This is a genomic window from Streptomyces sp. NPDC056987 (assembly GCF_042673865.1).
Classification (GTDB): domain Bacteria; phylum Actinomycetota; class Actinomycetes; order Streptomycetales; family Streptomycetaceae; genus Streptomyces.
In genome coordinates this window covers 40,002-60,817 of sequence record NZ_JBHURV010000009.1, presented here as the reverse complement: position 1 = coordinate 60,817, position 20,816 = coordinate 40,002, and the positions used below count along the sequence as shown (strand labels likewise).

The 20,816-nt window shown below is 72.2% G+C and carries 12 protein-coding genes; 6 read left to right on the top strand and 6 right to left on the bottom strand.

Going from position 1 to position 20,816, the window contains the following annotated elements; all coding sequences use genetic code 11:
• Nucleotides 1–206 precede the first annotated feature (206 nt).
• The 3 genes from nirB (at nucleotide 207) to ACFTZC_RS13005 (ending at nucleotide 4,442) form a co-directional block, all read left to right on the top strand.
• On the top strand, nucleotides 207–2,756 hold the full coding sequence (gene nirB, locus ACFTZC_RS13015) for a nitrite reductase large subunit NirB (protein ID WP_382888884.1): 2,550 nt from the start codon (nucleotides 207–209) through the stop codon (nucleotides 2,754–2,756).
• Nucleotides 2,753–3,127, top strand: a complete 375-nt coding sequence (gene nirD, locus ACFTZC_RS13010; protein ID WP_382888882.1) for a nitrite reductase small subunit NirD — start codon at nucleotides 2,753–2,755, stop codon at nucleotides 3,125–3,127. Before nirB ends, nirD begins: the two co-directional genes overlap by 4 nt.
• A gap of 157 nt (nucleotides 3,128–3,284) precedes the next feature.
• The gene (locus ACFTZC_RS13005) at nucleotides 3,285–4,442 is read left to right on the top strand and encodes an alkaline phosphatase PhoX (protein ID WP_382888881.1); all 1,158 of its coding nucleotides are present in this window, start codon (nucleotides 3,285–3,287) and stop codon (nucleotides 4,440–4,442) included.
• Here the strand turns inward: ACFTZC_RS13005 and ACFTZC_RS13000 are convergent.
• Together ACFTZC_RS13000 and ACFTZC_RS12995 are read right to left on the bottom strand one after the other, a co-directional pair.
• A complete protein-coding gene (locus ACFTZC_RS13000) occupies nucleotides 4,412–5,434 on the bottom strand; it encodes an ArsR/SmtB family transcription factor (RefSeq protein ID WP_382888879.1) in 1,023 nt (340 codons plus the stop codon). The genes ACFTZC_RS13005 and ACFTZC_RS13000 overlap by 31 nt on opposite strands.
• Nucleotides 5,435–5,789: 355 nt before the next feature.
• Nucleotides 5,790–7,238: an amidohydrolase family protein gene (locus ACFTZC_RS12995; RefSeq protein ID WP_382888877.1), complete on the bottom strand. Its 1,449-nt coding sequence runs from the start codon at nucleotides 7,236–7,238 to the stop codon at nucleotides 5,790–5,792.
• Nucleotides 7,239–7,480: 242 nt separating this feature from the next.
• Between ACFTZC_RS12995 and ACFTZC_RS12990 the strand changes: the two genes are divergently transcribed.
• On the top strand, nucleotides 7,481–8,302 hold the full coding sequence (locus tag ACFTZC_RS12990) for an IclR family transcriptional regulator C-terminal domain-containing protein (protein ID WP_382888875.1): 822 nt from the start codon (nucleotides 7,481–7,483) through the stop codon (nucleotides 8,300–8,302).
• A gap of 387 nt (nucleotides 8,303–8,689) precedes the next feature.
• On the opposite strand, the gene ppdK is transcribed toward ACFTZC_RS12990, so the two are convergent.
• The 3 genes from ppdK to dusB all read right to left on the bottom strand — a co-directional run bounded on the left by ppdK (nucleotide 8,690) and on the right by dusB (nucleotide 16,536).
• Nucleotides 8,690–11,416 (bottom strand): pyruvate, phosphate dikinase, encoded by a 2,727-nt coding sequence (ppdK, locus tag ACFTZC_RS12985; protein WP_382888873.1) that lies wholly within the window; start codon nucleotides 11,414–11,416, stop codon nucleotides 8,690–8,692.
• Nucleotides 11,417–11,806: 390 nt separating this feature from the next.
• On the bottom strand, nucleotides 11,807–15,208 hold the full coding sequence (locus ACFTZC_RS12980; protein ID WP_382888871.1) for a S8 family serine peptidase: 3,402 nt from the start codon (nucleotides 15,206–15,208) through the stop codon (nucleotides 11,807–11,809).
• 149 nt (nucleotides 15,209–15,357) lie between these two features.
• The gene (dusB, locus tag ACFTZC_RS12975; protein WP_382888869.1) at nucleotides 15,358–16,536 is read right to left on the bottom strand and encodes a tRNA dihydrouridine synthase DusB; all 1,179 of its coding nucleotides are present in this window, start codon (nucleotides 16,534–16,536) and stop codon (nucleotides 15,358–15,360) included.
• Between the two features lie 65 nt (nucleotides 16,537–16,601).
• Between dusB and ACFTZC_RS12970 the strand changes: the two genes are divergently transcribed.
• Nucleotides 16,602–18,176, top strand: a complete 1,575-nt coding sequence (locus ACFTZC_RS12970; protein ID WP_382888868.1) for an MFS transporter — start codon at nucleotides 16,602–16,604, stop codon at nucleotides 18,174–18,176.
• Here the strand turns inward: ACFTZC_RS12970 and ACFTZC_RS12965 are convergent.
• Complete coding sequence (locus tag ACFTZC_RS12965) at nucleotides 18,134–19,051, bottom strand: helix-turn-helix transcriptional regulator (RefSeq protein ID WP_382888865.1); 918 nt, start codon at nucleotides 19,049–19,051, stop codon at nucleotides 18,134–18,136. The genes ACFTZC_RS12970 and ACFTZC_RS12965 overlap by 43 nt on opposite strands.
• Nucleotides 19,052–19,275: 224 nt before the next feature.
• On the opposite strand from ACFTZC_RS12965, the gene ACFTZC_RS12960 reads away from it, so the two are divergent.
• Nucleotides 19,276–20,670 (top strand): MFS transporter, encoded by a 1,395-nt coding sequence (locus ACFTZC_RS12960; RefSeq protein ID WP_382889161.1) that lies wholly within the window; start codon nucleotides 19,276–19,278, stop codon nucleotides 20,668–20,670.
• Nucleotides 20,671–20,816 lie beyond the last annotated feature (146 nt).

Below are 20,816 nucleotides of genomic sequence, written 5' to 3'. Positions count from 1 at the left end.
TGGGCGAACGGCATGGGCGCCCGACACCCGCCGCACTCCACCCGCCACCCGCCGCGCCAGGAAGAGTCCTCCCCTCCCGCGTCCCCTCACACCCGCACGCCGGGCGCGCTGAGCGCAGCGTTCCGTACGGGAAACGGGGGCGATGCGGCCGGGTAACAGCCACCGCGCAGGCTTCCAGCCACGACCTACCCGATGGAGGCCCCGAGATGTCCACCCCCACGATCGTGGTCGTCGGCCACGGAATGGTCGGTCAGCGGTTCCTGGAGGCCCTGGCCGAGCGCGGCGTGACCGGGCGGGCCCGGGTCGTGGTCCTCTGCGAGGAGCCACGCCCCGCCTATGACCGGGTGCGGCTGACCTCGTACTTCGACGGCCGTACGCCCGAGGACCTCAGCCTCGTGGAGCCGGACTTCATGGCGCGGCACTCCATCGAGCTGTATCTCGACGACCCGGCCGAGACCGTCGACCGCGCCGCCCGCACGGTCACCTCGCGGGCCGGGCGCGTCTTCCCGTACGACACGCTCGTGCTGGCCACCGGCTCGTACCCCTTCGTGCCGCCCGTGCCGGGCAAGGACGCCACCGGCTGTTTCGTCTACCGCACCATCGAGGATCTGCTCGCGATCGAGGAGTACGCGATGACGGCCCGCACCGGCGCCGTCGTCGGCGGCGGGCTGCTCGGTCTGGAGGCGGCGGGCGCGCTCAAGGGGCTCGGGCTCGACACGCACATCGTGGAGTTCGCGCCCCGGCTGATGCCCGTACAGGTCGACGAGGGCGGCGGCGCGGCCCTGCTGCGCACGATCGAGTCGATGGGGCTGACCGTCCACACCGGTGTGGGGACGCAGGAGGTGACGACGGACGCCGCCGGGACCGTCACCGGTATGGCGCTGTCGGACGGCTCCGCGCTCGACACCGATCTCGTCGTCTTCTCGGCGGGGGTGCGCCCCCGCGACCAGCTCGCCCGGGACGCGGGGCTGACGGTCGGGGAGCGCGGCGGCATCGCGGTGGACGCGCAGTGCCGTACGTCCGACCCCGCCGTCTTCGCGATCGGCGAGTGCGCGCTGGCCTCGGACGGCCGGGTGTACGGGCTGGTGGCGCCCGGGTACGAGATGGCCACGACGGTCGCGGACCTCCTCGCGGCGGACGGGGCCCGGCCCGACGGGTCCGGCTTCACCGGCGCCGATCTCTCGACCAAACTGAAGCTGCTGGGCGTGGACGTGGCGTCGTTCGGGGACGCGCACGGCGCCGCGCCGGGCTGTCTGGACGTCGTCTACTCCGACGCGCAGGCCGGTGTCTACAAGAAGCTGGTCGTGGACGGGGAAGGCACACTGCTCGGCGGCGTGCTCGTCGGGGACGCCGACGCGTACGGCATGCTGCGCCCGCTCACCGGGAGTGTCCCGCCGGTCCCCGCAGCCCAGTTGGTGCTGCCGGCCGGGCTCGGCGCGCCGGCGGCGATGGGTCCGGAGTCCCTGCCGGACGACGCGGTGATCTGCAGCTGCCACAACGTCACCAAGGACGCCATCTGCGCCTGCTCGTCGCTGCCCGAGGTGAAGAAGTGCACCAAGGCCGGTACGGGCTGCGGCAGTTGCGTCAAGGTGATCGGCCAGTTGCTGGCGGCGAGCGGCAACGGCCCGGCGGACAAGGGGCTGTGCGGCTGCTTCCCGTACACCCGCAGCGAGCTGTACGAGATCGTCCGCACCCTGCGTCTCACCTCGTACGCCGCACTCCTCGACGGGCACGGCCGGGACGGGGCGCGCGGCGGTGACGGCTGCGAGATCTGCAAGCCGGCCGTCGGCTCGATCATCGCCTCCCTCGCCCCCGCGCTGGGCATGAGCGGATACGTACTGGACGGCGAACAGGCCGCACTCCAGGACACCAACGACCACTTCCTCGCCAACATCCAGCGCAACGGATCGTATTCGATCGTGCCGCGGATCCCCGGTGGCGAGATCACCCCGGAGAAGCTGATCGTGATCGGCGAGGTGGCCCGGGACTTCGGCCTCTACACGAAGATCACCGGCGGCCAGCGGATCGACCTGTTCGGCGCCCGGGTGGACCAGCTGCCGCTGATCTGGACCCGGCTGGTGGACGCGGGCTTCGAGTCGGGGCACGCGTACGGGAAGTCGCTCCGAACGGTCAAGTCCTGCGTGGGGCAGACCTGGTGCCGCTACGGCGTGCAGGACTCCGTGAAGATGGCGATCGACCTGGAGCTGCGCTACCGCGGGCTGCGCTCGCCGCACAAGCTGAAGTCGGCGGTGTCGGGGTGCGCGCGGGAGTGCGCGGAGGCGCGCGGCAAGGACTTCGGGATCATCGCCACGGCCAACGGCTGGAACCTGTACGTCGGCGGCAACGGCGGCGCCGACCCGCGCCACGCGGATCTGCTGGCCCAGGATCTCGGCGACGCCGAACTGGTGCGGCTGATCGACCGGTTCCTCATGTTCTACATCCGCACCGCCGACCGGCTGGAGCGCACCTCCGCGTGGCTGGAGCGGATCGAGGGCGGTCTCGACCATGTGCGGGACGTGGTGGTCCACGACTCGCTGGGGCTCTGCGCGGAGCTGGAGGGCCTGATGGCCGCGCATGTCGACGGATACCGGGACGAGTGGGCGGAGACGATCAACGACCCCGAGCGGCTGCGGCGGTTCGTGTCGTTCGTCAACGCGCCCGACGCGCCGGACCCGTCGGTGAAGTTCGTACCGGAACGCGATCAGGTCAAGCCGGACCTGGTCTTCCTCACCCTGGAAGGGGCGAACGCCCGATGACCGCATCAGAGATGACCGCGTCGGACACGCTGGAAGTCCTGCTCGGGGACGACGAGTGGTTCCCCGTCTGCGAGCTGCCCGCGCTCATCCCGGGCCGGGGGGTGGCCGCGCTGCTCCCCGACGGCCGTCAGGTGGCGGTGTTCCTGGACCGGTCGGGCCGGCCGTACGCCGTCTCCAACCGGGATCCGTTCTCCGGGGCGTACGTCCTGTCCCGGGGCCTGACCGGTACGCACGAGGGGCGGTTCTTCGTGGCGTCGCCGCTGCTCAAGCAGCGCTTCGAGCTGGCGACCGGCCGCTGCCTGGACGACGAGGAGGTCGCCGTCGAGGCGTACGAGATACGGGTACGGGCGCGGGTGCCCGCCACGGCCTGACGCCCCGGGTGGCTGCCACGGGCGCCGTGCCGGCGTCGGCAAAGTCCGCCAGGTGTTCAGCCACCGGCCACGCACAGCCGCTACGCTCCTGCGCCGTGCGACCCCGTGGCGCCGGCCGGCGTCGCGGGGCGGTCACCACACCCCCTGGAGCGACCCCGTGGAACGTCGCAACTTCCTGCGCGGAGCGGTCATCGGCACCTCGGCCGCGGCCTTGGGCGGCACCCTCTGGCGCGGCGCCGCCCTCGCCGCACCCGCGCAGCCCGGCACCGGCCCCTACGGGGCGCTCGGCTCGGCGGACGCGAACGGCGTCCGGCTGCCCGCCGGATTCACCAGCCGGGTCGTCGCCCGGTCGGGCCGGCAGGTCACCGGCACGTCGTACACCTGGCACAACGCGCCCGACGGCGGGGCCTGTTACGCGGACGGCACCGGCTGGATCTATGTCTCCAACTCGGAGATCAACCCGTCGGGCGGGGCGAGCGCGGTCCGGTTCTCCGCGGCGGGCGCGATCACCGGCGCGTACCGGATCCTCTCCGGCACCCGGCAGAACTGCGCGGGCGGCAGCACCCCGTGGCGGACCTGGCTCTCCTGCGAGGAGGTCGACCGCGGCTATGTGTACGAGACCGACCCGTGGGGCGTGAACGCGGCGGTACGGCGCGACGCGATGGGCCGCTTCAAGCACGAGGCGGCGGCGGCCGACCCCGTGCGCCGCGCCGTCTACCTCACCGAGGACACCACCGACGGCTGCTTCTACCGCTTCACGCCCACCACATGGGGCGATCTGTCGGCGGGCCGACTGGAGGTCCTCGTCGCCGGGACGGCCACGAGCGGGCCGGTGAGCTGGGCGGCGGTCCCCGACCCGAGCGGGGCCTCGACGGCCACCCGTAACCAGGTCTCCGGCGCCAAGCGCTTCAACGGCGGCGAGGGATGCTACTACGCGGACGACACCTGCTGGTTCACCACCAAGGGCGACAACCGCGTCTGGCAGTACAACGCGGCGGCGGGCACGATCGAGCTGGCGTACGACGACTCCCTGGTGTCCGGTACGGCGCCGCTCACCGGGGTCGACAACGTCACCGGGGCCGCGTCCGGCGACCTCTTCGTCGCGGAGGACGGCGGGAACATGGAGATCTGTGTGATCACTCCCGACGATGTCGTGGCACCGTTCCTGCGGATCGACGGCCAGTCCGGCTCGGAGATCACCGGACCGGCCTTCTCGCCCGACGGCACGCGTCTCTACTTCTCCAGTCAGCGCGGCACCAGCGGGAGCTCCTCCGGCGGGATCACCTACGAGGTGACCGGGCCGTTCCGGGCGTAGAGCCCGTCCGCCGTGGCACGGCCCTCCAGCAGGGCCGTGCCCAGCGGGGTCAGCGTGTGCAGCACGGCGTTGCCGTGGCGCAGCGTGACGACGAGCCCCGACTCGCGCAGCACACAGGCGTGCTGGCTGGCCGAGGCGAGCGACACCCCGGTCCTGCGGGCGAGTTCGCTGGTGGTCGCGCCCTGCTCGATGGCCTGGAGGACCGCCGAGCGGGTGTGGCCGAGGAGCCGGCCGAGCGTGGGTCCGCCGCGCTCCGCGACGGCGGGCGCGTCGGAGTGGGTGACGGGGTAGACCAGGACGGGCGGCAGCGTCGGGTCGCGGTGGACCACGGCGGTGGAGCGGCAGAAGAACGACGGCTGGAGCAGCAGCCCGCGTCCGTCCAGGCGCAGGTCACGCCGGACGGGATAGTCGGCCTCCAGGACCGAGCCGTTCCAGCGGAGCATCGGCGGGAGCGTGGCGAGCAGCCGCCCCGCGCCGCCGTCGAGCAGGGCCCGGCCGCGCAGCGCCCGGTCGCCGTCGACCCTGGCCCGTATCTGCGGCCAGTACGGCTCGACGGCGACGCGGTGGTACGTACGCACCGCCTCCACGAGCCGGGCGAGACAGCCGGGCCCGCCGTCGGCGAGCAGGGCGAGGCGCCCGCCGGGGTCCTTGCGCGCCGGGCGGGCTCCGCCGACGGCGAGCAGGGCCAGCTCGGCGCGGACCCGCTCCTGCGGGGTGGCGCGCAGCGCTTCGAGTCCCGCCTCCAGGCCGAGGCGGCCTTGTGCGGGGGTGAGGAAATCCGGGAAATAGCCGCGCTGCGGAACGAGCGCCGAGAGAAGTCTTGTTTCACCTTTCAACCTGGTACGTGTTTCCCCGCGCCATTCGCCGTAGACAAGCGGTCCGCGCCGATCCCGTATTCGATGAAAGCTGAGAATCGTCTCCCATAACGGATCCGGCCCGGCGGCCATCCTGACCCCGCCCAGGTCTTTTCCGGTGAAATGAATACGCAGCATTTACCAACCCCACCTGTTGCGTCCACCATGGCACCCCGTCACTGAGTATGCACGCCATCACCGGCTGTTACCACGGTGTTTCAGCCACAGTTGAAAAGCGTCGCGGGGGTCCCGTGTCCAGCGAAATCCTGTACCTCGTCGGGCATGAAACCCGGACGACCGAAAAGGCGCGACGGAGGCCGTGGGGGGCTTTGGGCGCCTGGCGGCGGTCGGTCGGGTTGCGGCTCCGTGTCCGGCTCGCGTAATGGGCACGGCCGGTGGGTGGGGATCCTCCGGCCGTGCCCCTGTCGCGTGCCTCTTCCCTGCTCTCGCCGCGCCCGCTTGTTGATTCTTATTCAACAAGCGGCGGGCGCGTTCAGCCGCCGTGCGTGGAACTGCTGCGGTATTCCGTGTACGTGTACGGGTTGTCGAGGACGGCGGCCTCCGGGATGTCGGGGTTCATGCCCTTGCGCCACGCCTCCTCCCCCAGCGTCGACCGCAGGTGGTCCACGGTCCGTTCGGCCGCGCGGCGGGCGGCGGCGAGGTCGACGCCGATGAGCCGGTGCTCGTGCTTGACGACGCGCCCGTCGACCAGGACGGTGTGCACATCGCCGCGCTGGGCCTGGAACGCGACATGGCCGTACGGGTTGAGCAGCGGGAAGGACACCGGCGAGCGGTCGTTCTTGATGAGGACGATGTCGGCCTTCTTGCCCACCTCCAGGCTGCCGAGGTCGTGGTCGCGGCCGAGGGCCCGCGCGCCGCCCCGCGTCGCCCAGTCGACCACCTGGTCGGCGCGGAGCGCGCAGTGCGTGACGGTCCTGCCCTCGGCGTGCGCCTCCAGGTGCTCGCGCGAGCGGTCCGCGCCGAGCGTGGTCCGCATGGCGGAGAACAGGTCACCGCTCCACCAGACGCTGGTGTCCATCGAGAGCGACACCGGGATCCCGTGGGCGCGCAGCGCCCAGGTGGGCGGGTATCCCTGGCCGGCGCTCTGCTCGCTCTCCGTGGAGACCGAGACGGATCCGCCGGTGGCGGCTATCCGGTGGTACGAGTCGGCGGAGAGCGAGGCGGCGTGCACGTACACCGTCCCGGGGGTCATGAAGCCGTGGTCGTGCATCAGCTTGATGCCGTCGTCGCCGGTGGCGCCCCAGACGCCGGCGTGGGTGGTGACGGCGAGCCCGAGTTCCCTGGCGGCTTCGAACGCGGGCCGCTCGGGGAAGGCGGGGTCGCCGGTGACGTCGAACGCGAGCTGGAGGCCGAGCATGTCGTCGTCGGTGCCGCAGCGGCGTACGAAGTCCCGGAACTCCGGGGCCGTGCTCCACTCGGCGGGCGGCTGCTGGATGTTGCCGTACGCGAGTACGAAGCGGCCGGGCACCGACCGGAGCGCGTCGACGGCGGCGTCGGCGTGGTCCACCGTCTGCAGGCCGTGCGACCAGTCGACGACGGTGGTGACGCCCGCGTCGAGCGCCTCGATCGCCGCGAGCAGGTTCCCGGCGTGCACGTCCTCCGGCCGGAAGAGCTTGCCCGACTCCAGGTAGTACCAGACGAAGTACTGGGTCAGCGTCCAGTCGGCGCCGTACCCCCGCATGACGGTCTGCCACATGTGACGGTGGGTGTCGATCATGCCGGGCATGACGATCCCGTCCGTCGCGTCGATCACGGCGGTGCCCTCCGGTACGGGGAGCTCCCGGCCGACGGCCGCGATCCGGTCGCCGGCCACGAGGACGTCCGTGTCGTGGAGGACCCGGCCCCGGTCGTCCATCGGGAGCACCGTGCCGCCTCGCAGAAGGACGGGCCTGCCCTGCCCGAACTCGGTCCGTTCACTCATCCTTGAACTCCTTGCCCCGGGCCGCCTCGCGGGGGCCCTGCCATGCAGCGGACCGGGCCGTGCCACGTACGCGACCACGCAGCGGACCGCCATCCGTACTACGGTCTTCAGATGTCCTTCGCCACTCTGCGGAGGGCGTGCCGAGGTGTCAAGGAGCGTGTCTGACCCTGCCGTTGGTACCCGAGAGGGGTGGCAGGACAGCGCGTCCGGCCGACGGACACCGAGCGAGCCGAGGAGAAACCATGCCGCGTGAAGGCACCGGTCCGGATTTCATCGAGGCCCTGGCGCGCGGCCTGGAGGTGATCACCGCCTTCACCCCGCACCGCGCCTCGATGTCCCTGAGCGAGGTGGCCGCCGCCACCGGACTGGCCCGCCCGACCGCGCGGCGCATCCTGCTGACGCTCCAGGAGCTGGGGTACGCGCGCCCGGCCGGCGCCGGATTCGCCCTGACCCCGCGCGTGCTGGAGCTGGGCGTGGCCTACGTGCGCTCGACGGGTCTGTGGGACGTGGCCCGCCCGCACATGGAGAGGCTGTCGGAGCGCACCGGCGAGTCGTGCTCGATCGCCCAGCTCGACAGCTCGGACATCATCTGCACGGCGCGGGTCGCCGTGCCGAGGATCGTGGCCCTGGCGGTGCAGATCGGGACGCGTTTCCCGGCGCTCCCGACCTCGCTGGGCAAGGTGCTGCTCGCGGCGCTCCCGCCCGGGGAGGCCGACGCGGTGCTCGCCGAGCCGAGCAGGTCCGGGCTGGTGCCCCGCCGGCAGCCGGGGCGCGCCGAGCGCGAGGAGGTGCTGCGCGAGGTCCGGGCGCGCGGCTGGGCCCTGACGGACGAGGAACTCACCCTCGGCATCCGGTCCGTGGCGGCGCCGCTGCGCGACGGGTCGGGGCGGGTGGTCGCGGCGCTGAACGTCAACGCCCACGCGGCCGAGACGACGGTGGAACAGCTGGTCGACGGTCATCTCCCCCGGTTGCTGCGGGCGGCGGGCGACATCAGCGCCGACTTCGCCCGGCTGGAGACCGTCCCGCACATCACCCGGGCCGGCCGGGGCGTTCCGCGCCCTTGAACTGGCGCTCGGCGCCCGCCGGACTCGTCGCACCGGACAGCCATCCGACAGGCAACGGACAGGCGTCCGTCGTGCGGACGGCCGTGTTTCCCTCGGGTCTTCTCCCTGGGTCTTCTCCCTGGGTCTTCTCCCGGTCGAGTGGTCGTCGTTCAGGTCCACCCCGACACCGGCACATGACGGGGGCGGGCGCGCCGCACAGCGCGCCCGCCCCTTCTGTACCCCGGGACCTTCCCCGCCGGCCCGGCGAGGGTGAGGGATGAGCCGCGGGAACGGCCCCGGTGTCCGATACGGGGCCACACGCGGCCCCGGCGTCCTTGTTCGGGGCCACCACGCGGCCCTCGTGTCCTGTACGGGCTCTCAGCCGCCCCGTACTCAACGGCCGCGCCGCTACCGCGAGTCGCTGCCGCCCGACTCGGCCGCCGCGCGCCCCGCCTCCAGCCGCGCCACCGGGATCCGGAACGGCGAGCAGGAGACGTAGTCGAGGCCGACCTCGTGGAAGAAGTGCACCGACTCCGGGTCGCCGCCGTGCTCCCCGCAGACGCCCAGCTTGAGACCGGGGCGGGTGGCGCGGCCCGCCTCGACCGCGCTCCGTACCAGCGCGCCCACCCCGTCCCGGTCGATGGTCTCGAACGGCGAGACGCCGAAGATGCCCTTCTCCAGGTACGCCGTGAAGAAGCTGGCCTCCACGTCGTCGCGGGAGAAGCCCCAGACGGTCTGGGTGAGGTCGTTCGTACCGAACGAGAAGAACTCGGCGGCCTCCGCGATCTGCCCGGCGGTCAGCGCCGCGCGCGGCAGCTCGATCATCGTGCCGAGCGACAGCTTGAGTGCGCAGCCGGACGCGCGCTCGACCTCGGAGATGACCCGCTCGGCCTCCTCCCGGACGATCTCCAGCTCCTGGACCGTGCCGACGAGCGGGATCATGATCTCGGCGCGCGGGTCGGCCTTGGCGTTCTTCCGCTCGGCGGCGGCCTCCGCGATGGCCCGTACCTGCATGGCGAAGAGCCCGGGGATGACCAGGCCGAGCCGGACGCCGCGCAGCCCGAGCATCGGGTTCTGCTCGTGGAGCTTGTGGACGGCCTGGAGGAGGCGCAGATCGTTCTCGTTGTGGTCCTTGCGGGCCTCGGCGAGGGCGACCCGTACCGACAGCTCGGTGATGTCGGGGAGGAACTCGTGGAGCGGCGGGTCGAGCAGCCGGACCGTCACCGGCAGTCCGTCCATCGCCTCGAACAGCTCGATGAAGTCCTTCTTCTGGAGCGGCAGCAGGGCACCCAGTGCCGTCTCGCGCTCGTCCTCGGTGTCGGCCAGGATCAGCTTCTCGACCATCTCGCGCCGCTCGCCGAGGAACATGTGCTCCGTGCGGCAGAGCCCGATGCCCTGGGCGCCGAAGCGGCGGGCGCGCAGCGCGTCCTCGGCGTTGTCGGCGTTGGCGCGCACGCGCAGCCTGCGGCGGCGGTCCGCGTAGGCCATGATCCGGTGGACCGCCTCGACCAGTTCGTCGGCGTCGTCGGCGCCCGCGTGCATCCGGCCCTCGAAGTACTCGACGACGGGCGAGGGCACGACGGGGACCTCGCCGAGGTAGACCTTGCCGGTCGAGCCGTCGATGGAGACGACGTCGCCCTCCTCGATGACGGTGGAGCCCACGGTCAGCCGGCGTGCCTTCGTGTCGACCTCCAGCTCCTCGGCGCCGCAGACACAGGTCTTGCCCATGCCGCGGGCGACGACGGCGGCGTGCGAGGTCTTGCCGCCGCGCGAGGTGAGGATGCCCTCGGCGGCGATCATGCCTTCGAGGTCGTCGGGGTTGGTCTCGCGGCGGATCAGGATGACCTTCTCGCCGGAGCGCGACCACTTGATCGCGGTGTACGAGTCGAAGACGGCCTTGCCGACGGCGGCGCCCGGGGAGGCGGCGATGCCCCGGCCGAGCAGCTCGCGCTTGGCCTCCTCGTCGAAGCGCGGGAACATGAGCTGCGCGAGCTGGGCGCCGTTGACCCGCTGGAGCGCCTCGGCCTCGTCGATCAGCCCCTGGTCGACGAGCTGGGTGGCGATCCGGAAGGCGGCGCCCGCCGTGCGCTTGCCGACGCGGGTCTGGAGCATCCACAACTGGCCGCGCTCGATGGTGAACTCGATGTCGCACAGGTCCCGGTAGTGCGTCTCCAGGGTCTCCATGATGGCCAGGAGCCGCTCGTACGACTCCTTGTCGATGGTGGCGAGTTCGGCGAGGGGGACGGTGTTGCGGATGCCGGCGACGACGTCCTCGCCCTGCGCGTTCTGGAGGTAGTCGCCGTACACGCCCTGGCGGCCGGTGGCCGGGTCGCGGGTGAAGGCGACGCCGGTGCCCGACTCCTGGCCGAGGTTGCCGAAGACCATGGAGCAGATGGTGACGGCGGTGCCGAGGTCGCCGGGGATGCGCTCCTGGCGGCGGTAGAGCTTGGCGCGGTCGGTGTTCCAGGACTCGAAGACCGAGCGGATCGCGAGGTCCATCTGCTCGCGCGGGTCCTGCGGGAAGTCGCGGCCCGCCTCGCGCGTGACGATCGCCTTGAAGTGCTTGACCAGCTTCTTCAGGTCGGCCACGGGCAGATCGACGTCGGTGGCGGCGTTCCTGGCCCGCTTGGCCTCGTCGAGCGCGTCCTCGAAGAGCTCGCCGTCGACGCCGAGCACGGTCCTGCCGAACATCTGGATCAGCCTGCGGTACGAGTCCCAGGCGAAGCGCTCGTCGCCCGCCTGCGCCGCGAGCCCGGCGACCGAGGCGTCGGAGAGCCCGACGTTGAGGACGGTGTCCATCATGCCGGGCATGGAGAACTTGGCGCCGGAGCGTACGGAGACGAGCAGCGGGTCGTCGGACTGGCCGAGCTTCTTGCCCATCCGGGTTTCGAGGGCGTCGAGATGGGTGCCGACCTCGTCGCGCAGGGCGGCCGGTTCCGTACCGCTGTCGAGGTAGATGTTGCAGGCTTCCGTGGTGATGGTGAAGCCGGGCGGGACGGGCAGCCCGAGGTTGGTCATCTCGGCGAGGTTGGCGCCCTTGCCGCCGAGGAGATGCTTCAGGTCTTTGTTGCCCTCGGTGAAGTCGTAGACGTACTTCTCGGAGGTGGCTGCGTGGGAATCACTGTTTTCCGGCACGGTCTCGACTCCTCGACGACGCGGTGACTGACCCGGCTGGGAACCTGCCTGGGAACCTGGCTGGCGAGGAACATACCCAGATCGAAGGCGCCTGGGCACGGCCACTTAACTGTCATACGGCCTTAACCACCCGTCCGCCACCGGATCGAAAGCGACCTCGGCGGGGGCGCGGTGCGCGCCCCTCCTTCACGCCTCGAAGCGGGCATGACCTGCCCATGACCTCTACCGCTCAGATGAGCGATGACATCGACGTCTGAGTTCATTTCTTGAATGCAGAAGGGGTGGCACGCAGTGCCACCCCTTCCAGAGATACAGCCATGCCACGGCCACTCAAGATCCGCTCATCTGAGCTTCTCCATCATCAAACGTGGCGAGAATCACGCGTGCACATCACGCCTTCGGCGCACCGGAGGCCAGCAGGTACGCGTCCACGACCGTGACCTCGTACCCGTTGCCCTCGGTGTCCTTCAGCGCGCCCCTGAGCGAGACCGAGTCGGCGGACGTGGGATGGTCCAGCGTGACACCGCGCTCGCCGTCCTCGGTGGTGACGGGCGCCTTCCGCCAGGTGGCGCCGCCGTCGTAGGACGCCTCGACCGTCAGCGACGCGATCCCCTTGTCGGCCGCGTTGCCCTGGACGACGAGCGGCACCCGCAGGGTGGCACCCGCCGCCGCGGTGCTGGTCGCGCTCAGCTCCGGCCGGAAACCGAGGGTGGACAGCGGCAGGTCGACCACCTCGTCGCCGGGCGAGGCGGAGGTGAACGTCCACTCGGAGCTGACCCGCGTGGAGACCCGGGCGACCCCGGGATCACGCGACGCGTCGATGCGCACCGTGTACGCGGACTCCTTCGCGGGCAGCCCGGAGACCTGGATGCACGGGTCGTCCTGCTCCAGGAGCTTCTTCCCGTCCACCATCAACTCGGTCTTCACCACGGCCGACGCGGTGTGGCCGGGACGCCCCGAGGGGTCGGAGAACACCGGCAGGCACACGAGCGCGAAGTCCTGGGCGCGCCACAGGTCCGCGGCGCGGAAGCCCGGGGCGAACACCCCGACGTTGAGGGTGAGGCCGTAGCTCTTGCCCGCCTCGTACCGCCGGCCCGCGTCCTGGTCGAAGAGCACCTCGTACACGCCCTCGTAGGGCACGTCGGCGGGGAGCTGCCCGGCGCCGAAGGACCAGCGGTAGCCGGGCGGCGTGGTGACGTACTGCTTCGAGGTGTACGGGAGGGGAACCTGGATGCCGTCTCCGCCGACCGCCATGAAGCCGTTCCACCACATGGGGTGGACCGATCCCGCCTTGCCCGGCGCCGGGGAGCCGACCCGCGCCTCGATCAGGGCGAGTTCGCTCCGGTCGGCCCGGTGGGTGAAGCCGTCGAACATGCTGCCTTCACGCGCGTAGAGCAGGCTGTACGTGTCCCCGCCGACCGCCAGCATGGTGCTGACCTCGGCCCGGAACGTGCCGCCCGGCACCTCCTCACCGACCGAGCCGGTCGAGAAGCCGGCCAGCGAACTCATGTAGAACAGGCCGTAGGTGCCGCCCCGGCCGTGTTCGAGGCTCCAGGACACCGACGCCTGGACGGCCTGCCCGGCCTCGGGTCCCGTGAGGTCCAGCGGCTTGGCCGCGCGCCCGTCGAAGACGGCCTTCATGTCCCCGGTGACGCTCAGCTTCTGCTGGATCAGCTGCGAGAGTTCGGGGTCCCCGCCGCCCGTGGGGGTGACGATCGGCGCGTCCACGAGGTAGTCGCCCTTGGGCAGGCGGAGCGTGAGCCTGCCGTCGCCGGTCCACTCCCCGTACTGCTCCCCGGTCTCACGGTCGACGAACGTGGGGGACGCCTCGGCCGGCTCGCCGTTGTTGTCCAGCAGTTCCAGCGTGACGTCGTACGACTCGGCCTCACGCGTGACGCCGAAGGCGGTGCGCAGGCTCTGCCCCTCGGGCTTCCCGGCCTCCGTCGCCACCAGCGCGCCGGAGAAGGCGCCGTACCGGTCGCTGACGCGGGTGTCCAGGGTCAGCGCGACCTTGGCCGTACCGCCGGCGGGCACGGTGACCTGCCGCGTACCGGTCGTGGCGAGCCCGCCGGGGGTGGGTGCGCCGTCGGGGCCGACGGCGTCCGCCGCCAGGTCGAGGGTGACGGCCGCGGTGCCCTCGTTGCGGTACGTGACCTCCTTGGTGACCGGTGCGGCGCCCTCCGGCGACCAGCGCTGGGTGCCGAACCCGAGCGAGGTCTGCTCGGTGACGACGGTCTGGGTGATCGCCTTCGCGACATCGGTACGGCCGGTGCCCTGCTGGAACGCCGTCAGCCCCGGGGTGGCGACGGCCGAGGCGGTGAGGGCCCGCTTCAGCCGCTCGCCGCTCCAGTCCGGGTGCCGCTGGGCGAGGATCGCCGCGGCGCCCGCGACATGCGGCGCCGCCATCGACGTACCGCTCAGCGCGACGTAGCCGTCGCCCGCCGGGGTGCCGATGGTCCCCTCGGCCGCCTTTGCCGCGACGATGTCCACGCCGGGCGCGGTGATGTCGGGCTTGAGCGAGCCGTCGGCGGCCGGTCCCACGGAGGAGAAGTCGGCGATGGCGTCCTCGCGGTCGACGGCGCCGACCGTGAGCGCCGCCGCCGCGCTGCCGGGCGAGCCGATGGTGCCCGCGCCGGGGCCCTCGTTGCCCGCCGAGACGACGAAGAGGATGCCGCTGCTCGCGGAGAGCGAGTCGACGGCCTCCTCCAGCGGGTCGGTCTCCACCTCGTCGTAGCCGCCGAGGCTCATGTTCGCGACCTTGGCGCCCTTGTCGGCCGCCCACTGCATCGCGGCGACGATGCCCGAGTCGGAGGCGTAGCCGTCGTCGTCGAAGACCTTGGCGTCCAGGATCTCCGCCTCGGGGGCGACGCCCTTGTACTTCCCGCCGGCCTCGGCGCCGCTGCCGGCGATGGTCGAGGCGACGTGGGTGCCGTGGCCGGTACGGTCCACGGCGTCGCCCGCATCGGAGAAGTTCCGCTCCTCGACCTCCACCCCCGCCAGGTCCGGGTGCGTCTGGTCCACGCCGGTGTCGATGACGGCGACCTTCACGCCGTCACCCTTGTACCCGGCCTCCCAGGCGGTGGGCGCGCCGATCTGCGGCACGCTCCGGTCCAGGTTCACCCGGCGCTTGCCGTCGAGCCACACGCGGCTGATGCCGGAGGCCGCGACCCGGGCCCCGGACGTCCCGGCGCCCGCGGTCAGGGCCTGCCACACGTCGGCGGCCCCGTCCTTGGCCGCCGTGAGGGCCTGGCCGCCGACGGAGGGGAGGCTCCGCCCGGCCCGCGCACCCGCCGCGGCCACGCGCGACTTCGCCGTACCGGCGCCCGCTTTCCGGTACGAGACGATCAGCGGGAGCGTGTCCCGGTGGGTGTCGTCGTACCCGGCCTCGACCAGGCCGGTCACGTCGAACAGCCGCCGGTCCACGGTGCCCTGGCCGACGAGCCGCAGGGCGTCGGTCGGGATCACGTACGTACGGTCCCCCTCCCGGCGGACCGACATCCGGATGTCCTCGCGGCCCTCGGCGGGAACCACCCGCGTCACGTTGCCGCGGCCGTCCACACCGACCCGGTCACCGGTGATCAGTGTGACCGTGGCCTCCTGCGGAACGGATCCCCGCCCTAAGCCCTGGCCGCCGCCCGGCGCGTCCGGCGTCACGGCGCCCGCCGTGGTCGCCAGTCCGGCGGCGAGCGCCACCGCGACCGCGACGGCGCCCGCCCGGTATCCGACGGGTGCCCCTGGCCTGTGGGGTCTGCTGGATCTGGTGGGCCTGACGGGCCTGATGGGTCTGCGCATCGAAGCTGCCTGTCCTTCTCGTCGGAGAGTCAGAGAAAGACGAAGGCTGCTGCGGCAGTGTGATCACCAGAGGACCGGAATATAACGTTTCCATAACACGCGACTCGGCAGGGGTCGGCCCTGCTTCCGGGCTCGCCCAGCCGCCGGGCTCAGCCGCCGGAGGTGTCCAGTTCCGCGTCCGCGCCGATCCCCGCGCAGTCGTACGGGTCCTTCAGCCAGCCGTCCGGCAGGACCACCCGGTTGTTGCCCGACGTACGCCCGCGCGGCCCGTCCGCGCCGTCCGGCCACGGCTGGTCCAGGTCGAGCCCGGCCATCAGCTCGTCCAGCTCCGCGAGCGAGGAGGTGATCGCGAGCTGCTTGCGGAGCTGCGATCCGACCGAGAAGCCCTTCAGGTACCAGGCCACGTGCTTGCGGAAGTCGATCACCCCGCGGGCCTCGTCCCCGATCCACTCCCCCAGGAGCTGGGCGTGGCGCCGCATGACGGCCCCGACCTCGCGCAGCGTCGGCGCCGCGACCGTCCCCGTCCCCTCGAACGCGGCCACCAGATCGCCGAAGAGCCACGGCCGCCCCAGGCAGCCCCGGCCCACGACCACGCCGTCGCAGCCGGTCTCGCGCACCATGCGCAGCGCGTCCCCGGCCGACCAGATGTCGCCGTTGCCGAGCACCGGGATCTCCGGTACGTGCTCCTTGAGCCGGGCGATCGCCTCCCAGTCGGCGGTGCCGCCGTAGTGCTGGGCGGCGGTCCTGCCGTGCAGCGCGATCGCCGTCACCCCCTCCTGGACGGCGATCCGCCCGGCGTCCAGGTAGGTGAGGTGGTCGTCGTCGATGCCCTTGCGCATCTTCATCGTGACCGGCAGATCGCCCGCGTTCGAGACGGCCTCGTGCAGGATCGCCCGCAGCAGGGGCCGCTTGTAGGGCAGGGCGGAGCCGCCGCCCCTGCGGGTCACCTTGGGCACCGGGCAGCCGAAGTTGAGGTCGATGTGGTCGGCGAGATCCTCGTCCACGATCATGCGGACGGCCTTGCCGACGGTGACCGGATCCACCCCGTACAGCTGGATCGAGCGCGGCGTCTCGGACGCGTCGAAGTGGATGAGCTGCATCGTCTTCTCGTTGCGCTCGACCAGGGCCCGGGTCGTGATCATCTCGCTGACGAACAGCCCCTTCCCTCCACTGGCAGTGCCTGTCGGGGGACGATCCCCGAACCCCCGGACGCCTTCGGCGAACTCCCTGCACAGGGTGCGGAAGGGGGCGTTGGTGATCCCGGCCATGGGGGCGAGCACGACAGGCGGGGTCACGGGGTACGGGCCGATGGTGAGTGGAGCGGTCATCCGGCCATTGTCGCGCACGAGGGCGTTCATTAGTTAGCCGTACTAGTCAGTCGTACCATCGAGACATGCCAGAAATGAGCCACCGGCGGAAAATGCTGGTTCTGGCGATCTGTTGCATGAGTCTTCTGATCGTCAGCCTGGACAACACCATCCTGAATGTCGCCCTGCCCTCCGTACAGCGGGACCTGGGCGCGTCGGTGTCCGGGATGCAGTGGACGATCGACGCCTACACCCTCGTCCTCGCCTCGTTGCTGATGCTGGCGGGTTCCACCGCCGACCGGATCGGCCGCCGCCGGGTGTTCATGACCGGTCTCGCCCTCTTCACGCTCGGCTCGGTGCTCTGCTCCCTCGCGCCGGACCTCACCTCGCTCGTCGCGTTCCGCATGGTGCAGGCCGTCGGCGGCTCCATGCTCAATCCCGTCGCGATGTCGATCATCACCAACACCTTCACCGGACCGCGCGAGCGTGCCCGCGCCATCGGCGTCTGGGGCGCCGTCGTGGGCATCTCGATGGCGGCGGGACCGCTGGTCGGCGGGTTGCTGGTGGATTCGGTCGGCTGGCGGTCGATCTTCTGGATCAACCTGCCGATCGGGCTGGCCGCGCTGCTGCTGACCTGGCGGTACGTCCCCGAGTCCCGCGCCCCGAAACCGCGCCGGCCCGACCCGGTGGGACAGCTCCTGGTGATCGGCGTCCTCGGGGCGCTGACGTACGCGATCATCGAAGCGCCCTCGGAGGGGTGGAGCTCACCGCTGATCGTGTCGTTCGCCGGCTTCTCCGCGCTCTGTCTGCTGGGGCTGGTGCTGTACGAGCCCCGGCGCGCCGAGCCCCTGATCGACCTGCGCTTCTTCCGCAGCGCGCCGTTCAGCGGGGCGACGGTGATCGCCGTGTGCGCCTTCGCGGCGCTGGGCGGCTTCCTCTTCCTGAACACGCTCTATCTCCAGAACGTGCGCGGCCTCGGCGCGCTCCACGCCGGCCTCTACATGCTGCCCATGGCGGCCCTGACCTTCCTCTGCGCCCCGCTGTCGGGCCGGCTGGTCGGCAACCGCGGCCCGCGTCTGTCGCTGCTGATCGCCGGCGCGGCGATGACGGCGAGCGGGCTGCTCTTCGCCACGCTGGGCACCGGGGCGACGACCGGGCTGATGTTCACCGGGTACGTGCTCTTCGGGCTCGGCTTCGGCATGGTGAACGCCCCCATCACCAACACCGCCGTCTCCGGGATGCCCCGCGCCCAGGCGGGCGTGGCGGCGGCCGTCGCCTCCACGAGCCGCCAGATCGGCCAGACGCTGGGGGTCGCGGTGATCGGGGCGGTACTGGCGGGCGGGGTGGCCGCGGGCACGGCCGACGGGGTCGGATCGGCCGCGTACCGTACGGCGTTCGACGGCGCGAGCGGCACCGCGTGGTGGATCATCACGGCGTGCGGGCTCTGTGTCCTGCTCGTGGGCCTGCTGACCAGCGGTGCGTGGGCACGGGGGACGGCGCGGCGTACGGCGGACCGCCTGGCGGCCGAACCTTCCGAGCCCTCTGAGGCCTCCGAGCCTTCCGGCCCTTCCGAGCCCTCCGGCCCCTTCGGTCCTTCTTCGGCGGGCGTGCCGAGGGATCAGGCCCGCGCGGACGCCGCGGACACCAGGGCCGGCGCCTGAGCCTCGCGATCCTTCGGGATCCGTGCCAGCTTCTCCAGCCGCAGCCGGGACTCCTCGTCCACGGGTACGTATGTGACCAGCCGGGGCCCCGAGGCCGGCCCGAGCCAGAGGTTGGTGTGCTCCAGGTTGAGCTGGCCGACGCGCGCGTTGACGAACCGCTTGGTCCGGTCGCCCACCGGGGCGACGACCTCGTGCCGCTCCCAGATCTCCCGGAACTCGGGCGAGGCCGCGCGCAGCCGCCCCAGCAGCGTCTTCCACGGGGGCTCGGCGAGGTGCTCGGCCATGGCGGCCCGGAACTTGGCCGCCATGATCCGGACGGTCTCGTCCCGGTTGCCCAGCGAGGAACGCCACTCCTCGTTGGTGAAGGCGAGCAGGATGCAGTTGCGGTCCTCGGGCGGCACGGCGTCCAGGTCGCACATGAGCACGCTGTAGGCCCGGTTGTACGCGAGGATGTCGTACCGGCTGTTCTGCACGCACGCCGGGAAGGGGTCGAGCCGGGCCAGCATCTCCCGCAGGGCGGGGGTGATGGTGGGACAGGGCGTCCCGGGGGCCGGGTCGACGGCTCCGGCCAGCGAGAAGAGGTGCGCCCGCTCGCCGGCGTCGAGGAGCAGGGCGCGGGCGAGCGCGTCGAGGACCTGCGCGGAGACCTGGATGGGCCTGGCCTGTTCGAGCCACGTGTACCACGTGACGCCGACGGCGGAGAGCTGGGCGACCTCCTCGCGGCGCAGCCCCGGGGTACGGCGCCGGGGCCCCCGGTCGAGCCCGACCTGCTCGGGCGTGATGCGCTCCCGGCGGCTCCGCAGGAACCCCGCGAGCTCGTGCCGCCGGATGTCGGTCGCCTGTCCGGCCTGTACGGTCCCCGCAGTGGTGCTCATGGTTCCAGGGTGCCGCACCGCCGAGCCGGTTGCCAGGTAGTGCCGATACCCGGATAAAGAGACTCTGGTACCAGGCTCGGAAGGGGAGCAACCTCGATGAGGTGAGCAAGACATCCGCACCCCTCCCCACCCCGTCCACCGCCGCCGGCACCATCGGGGCCGGCGCCGCGGCGCCCGCGGCACGCGACCACGGAACGCGCGATCGCGGCGCGGACGGCCACGCCATCCACGACCACGGCTCCGTCCTCGGCGCGCTCGGGCTGTTCACCGTGCTGCTCGGCGCGGCGCTGCCCCTGATCGACTTCTTCATCGTCAATGTCGCCCTGCCGACCATCGACCGCGACCTGGCGGCCGGACCCGCGCTGCTGGAGCTGGTCGTCGCCGGGTACGGGCTCTCGTACGCCGTGCTCCTCGTCCTCGGCGGCCGGCTCGGGGACATGTTCGGCCGACGGCGGCTCTTCCTGGCCGGTATGGCGGCCTTCGGTCTCACCTCGCTCGCCTGCGGACTCGCGCCGACCGCGTGGACCCTGGTCGGGGCCCGGGTCGCGCAGGGCGCGGCGGCGGCGCTGATGCTGCCGCAGGTGCTGGCCACGATCCACGCCTCGACCACCGGGCCGCGCCGCGCCAGGGCGCTGAGCCTGTACGGGGCCACCGCGGGGCTGGCGATGGTGGTGGGCCAGATCCTCGGCGGTGTGCTCGTCGCCGCGGACCTGGCGGGCACCGGCTGGCGGGCGATCTTCCTGGTCAACGTGCCGGTGGCGCTGGCGGGCCTGGTGCTGGCGTTCCGTTCGGTGCCCGAGACGCGCTCGCAGCGGCCCGCGCCCGTGGACGTACCGGGGACGCTGCTGCTGGCGCTCTCCCTGGTGACGCTGCTCGCGCCGCTCACCGAGGGCCGGGCCGCGGGGTGGCCCGCGTGGACATGGGTCTCGCTGGCCGCCTTCCCGGTCGTGGCGTACGTCTTCCTGCGCGTGGAGCGGCGGGCCGACCGGGAGGGGCGTACGCCGCTGGTGCCGCCGAGCCTGTTCGCGCTGGTCCCGCTGCGGCGGGGGCTGGCGCTGATCCTGCCGTTCTCGATCGGCTTCGGCGGCTTCATGTTCGTGATCGCCGTCGCGCTCCAGCAGGGGCTGGGGATGGGGGCGGTGGCCGCCGGGGTGGCGCTGGTGCCGATGGCGGTGGCGTTCTTCGGGGCGTCGCTGGCCGGGCCGCGGCTGATCCGGCGGTACGGCAGTCTCGTCGTCACGGCCGGCTCGCTGCTCCAGGGGATCGGCGTGGCGCTGCTGGTGCTGACCGTATGGCGGGACTGGCCCGCGCTCGGCACGCTGGACCTGCTGCCGGGGATCGCGCTGGCCGGACTCGGCCAGGGGCTCCAGCTCCCGGTGATCATCCGGATCGTGCTCTCGGACGTACCGGCCGAGCGGGCCGGGGTGGGCAGCGGGGTGCTGGTGACGACCCAGCAGTCCGCGCTGGCGCTGGGAGTGGCGACGCTCGGTTCGCTCTTCCTGACGCTGGTGGCCTCGGTGGGGATGCGGGACGCGCTGGCGGTGACGCTGCTGGTGCAGCTCGGGGCGGTGGTCCTGACGGCGCTCCTCAGCCTGCGGCTGCCGCGCGCGATCGGCTGAGGCCGGACACAGCGGTGGGGGGGCCCCCGACCAGGGGGTTGGGGGGCCCCCCCCCCCCCGGGGGCCCGGCCCCGGTGCACCGGGGCCGGGCCCCGACGCACGGACTACTTGAGCTTGGTGCCCGTGGAGCGCAGCGCCCCGCACGC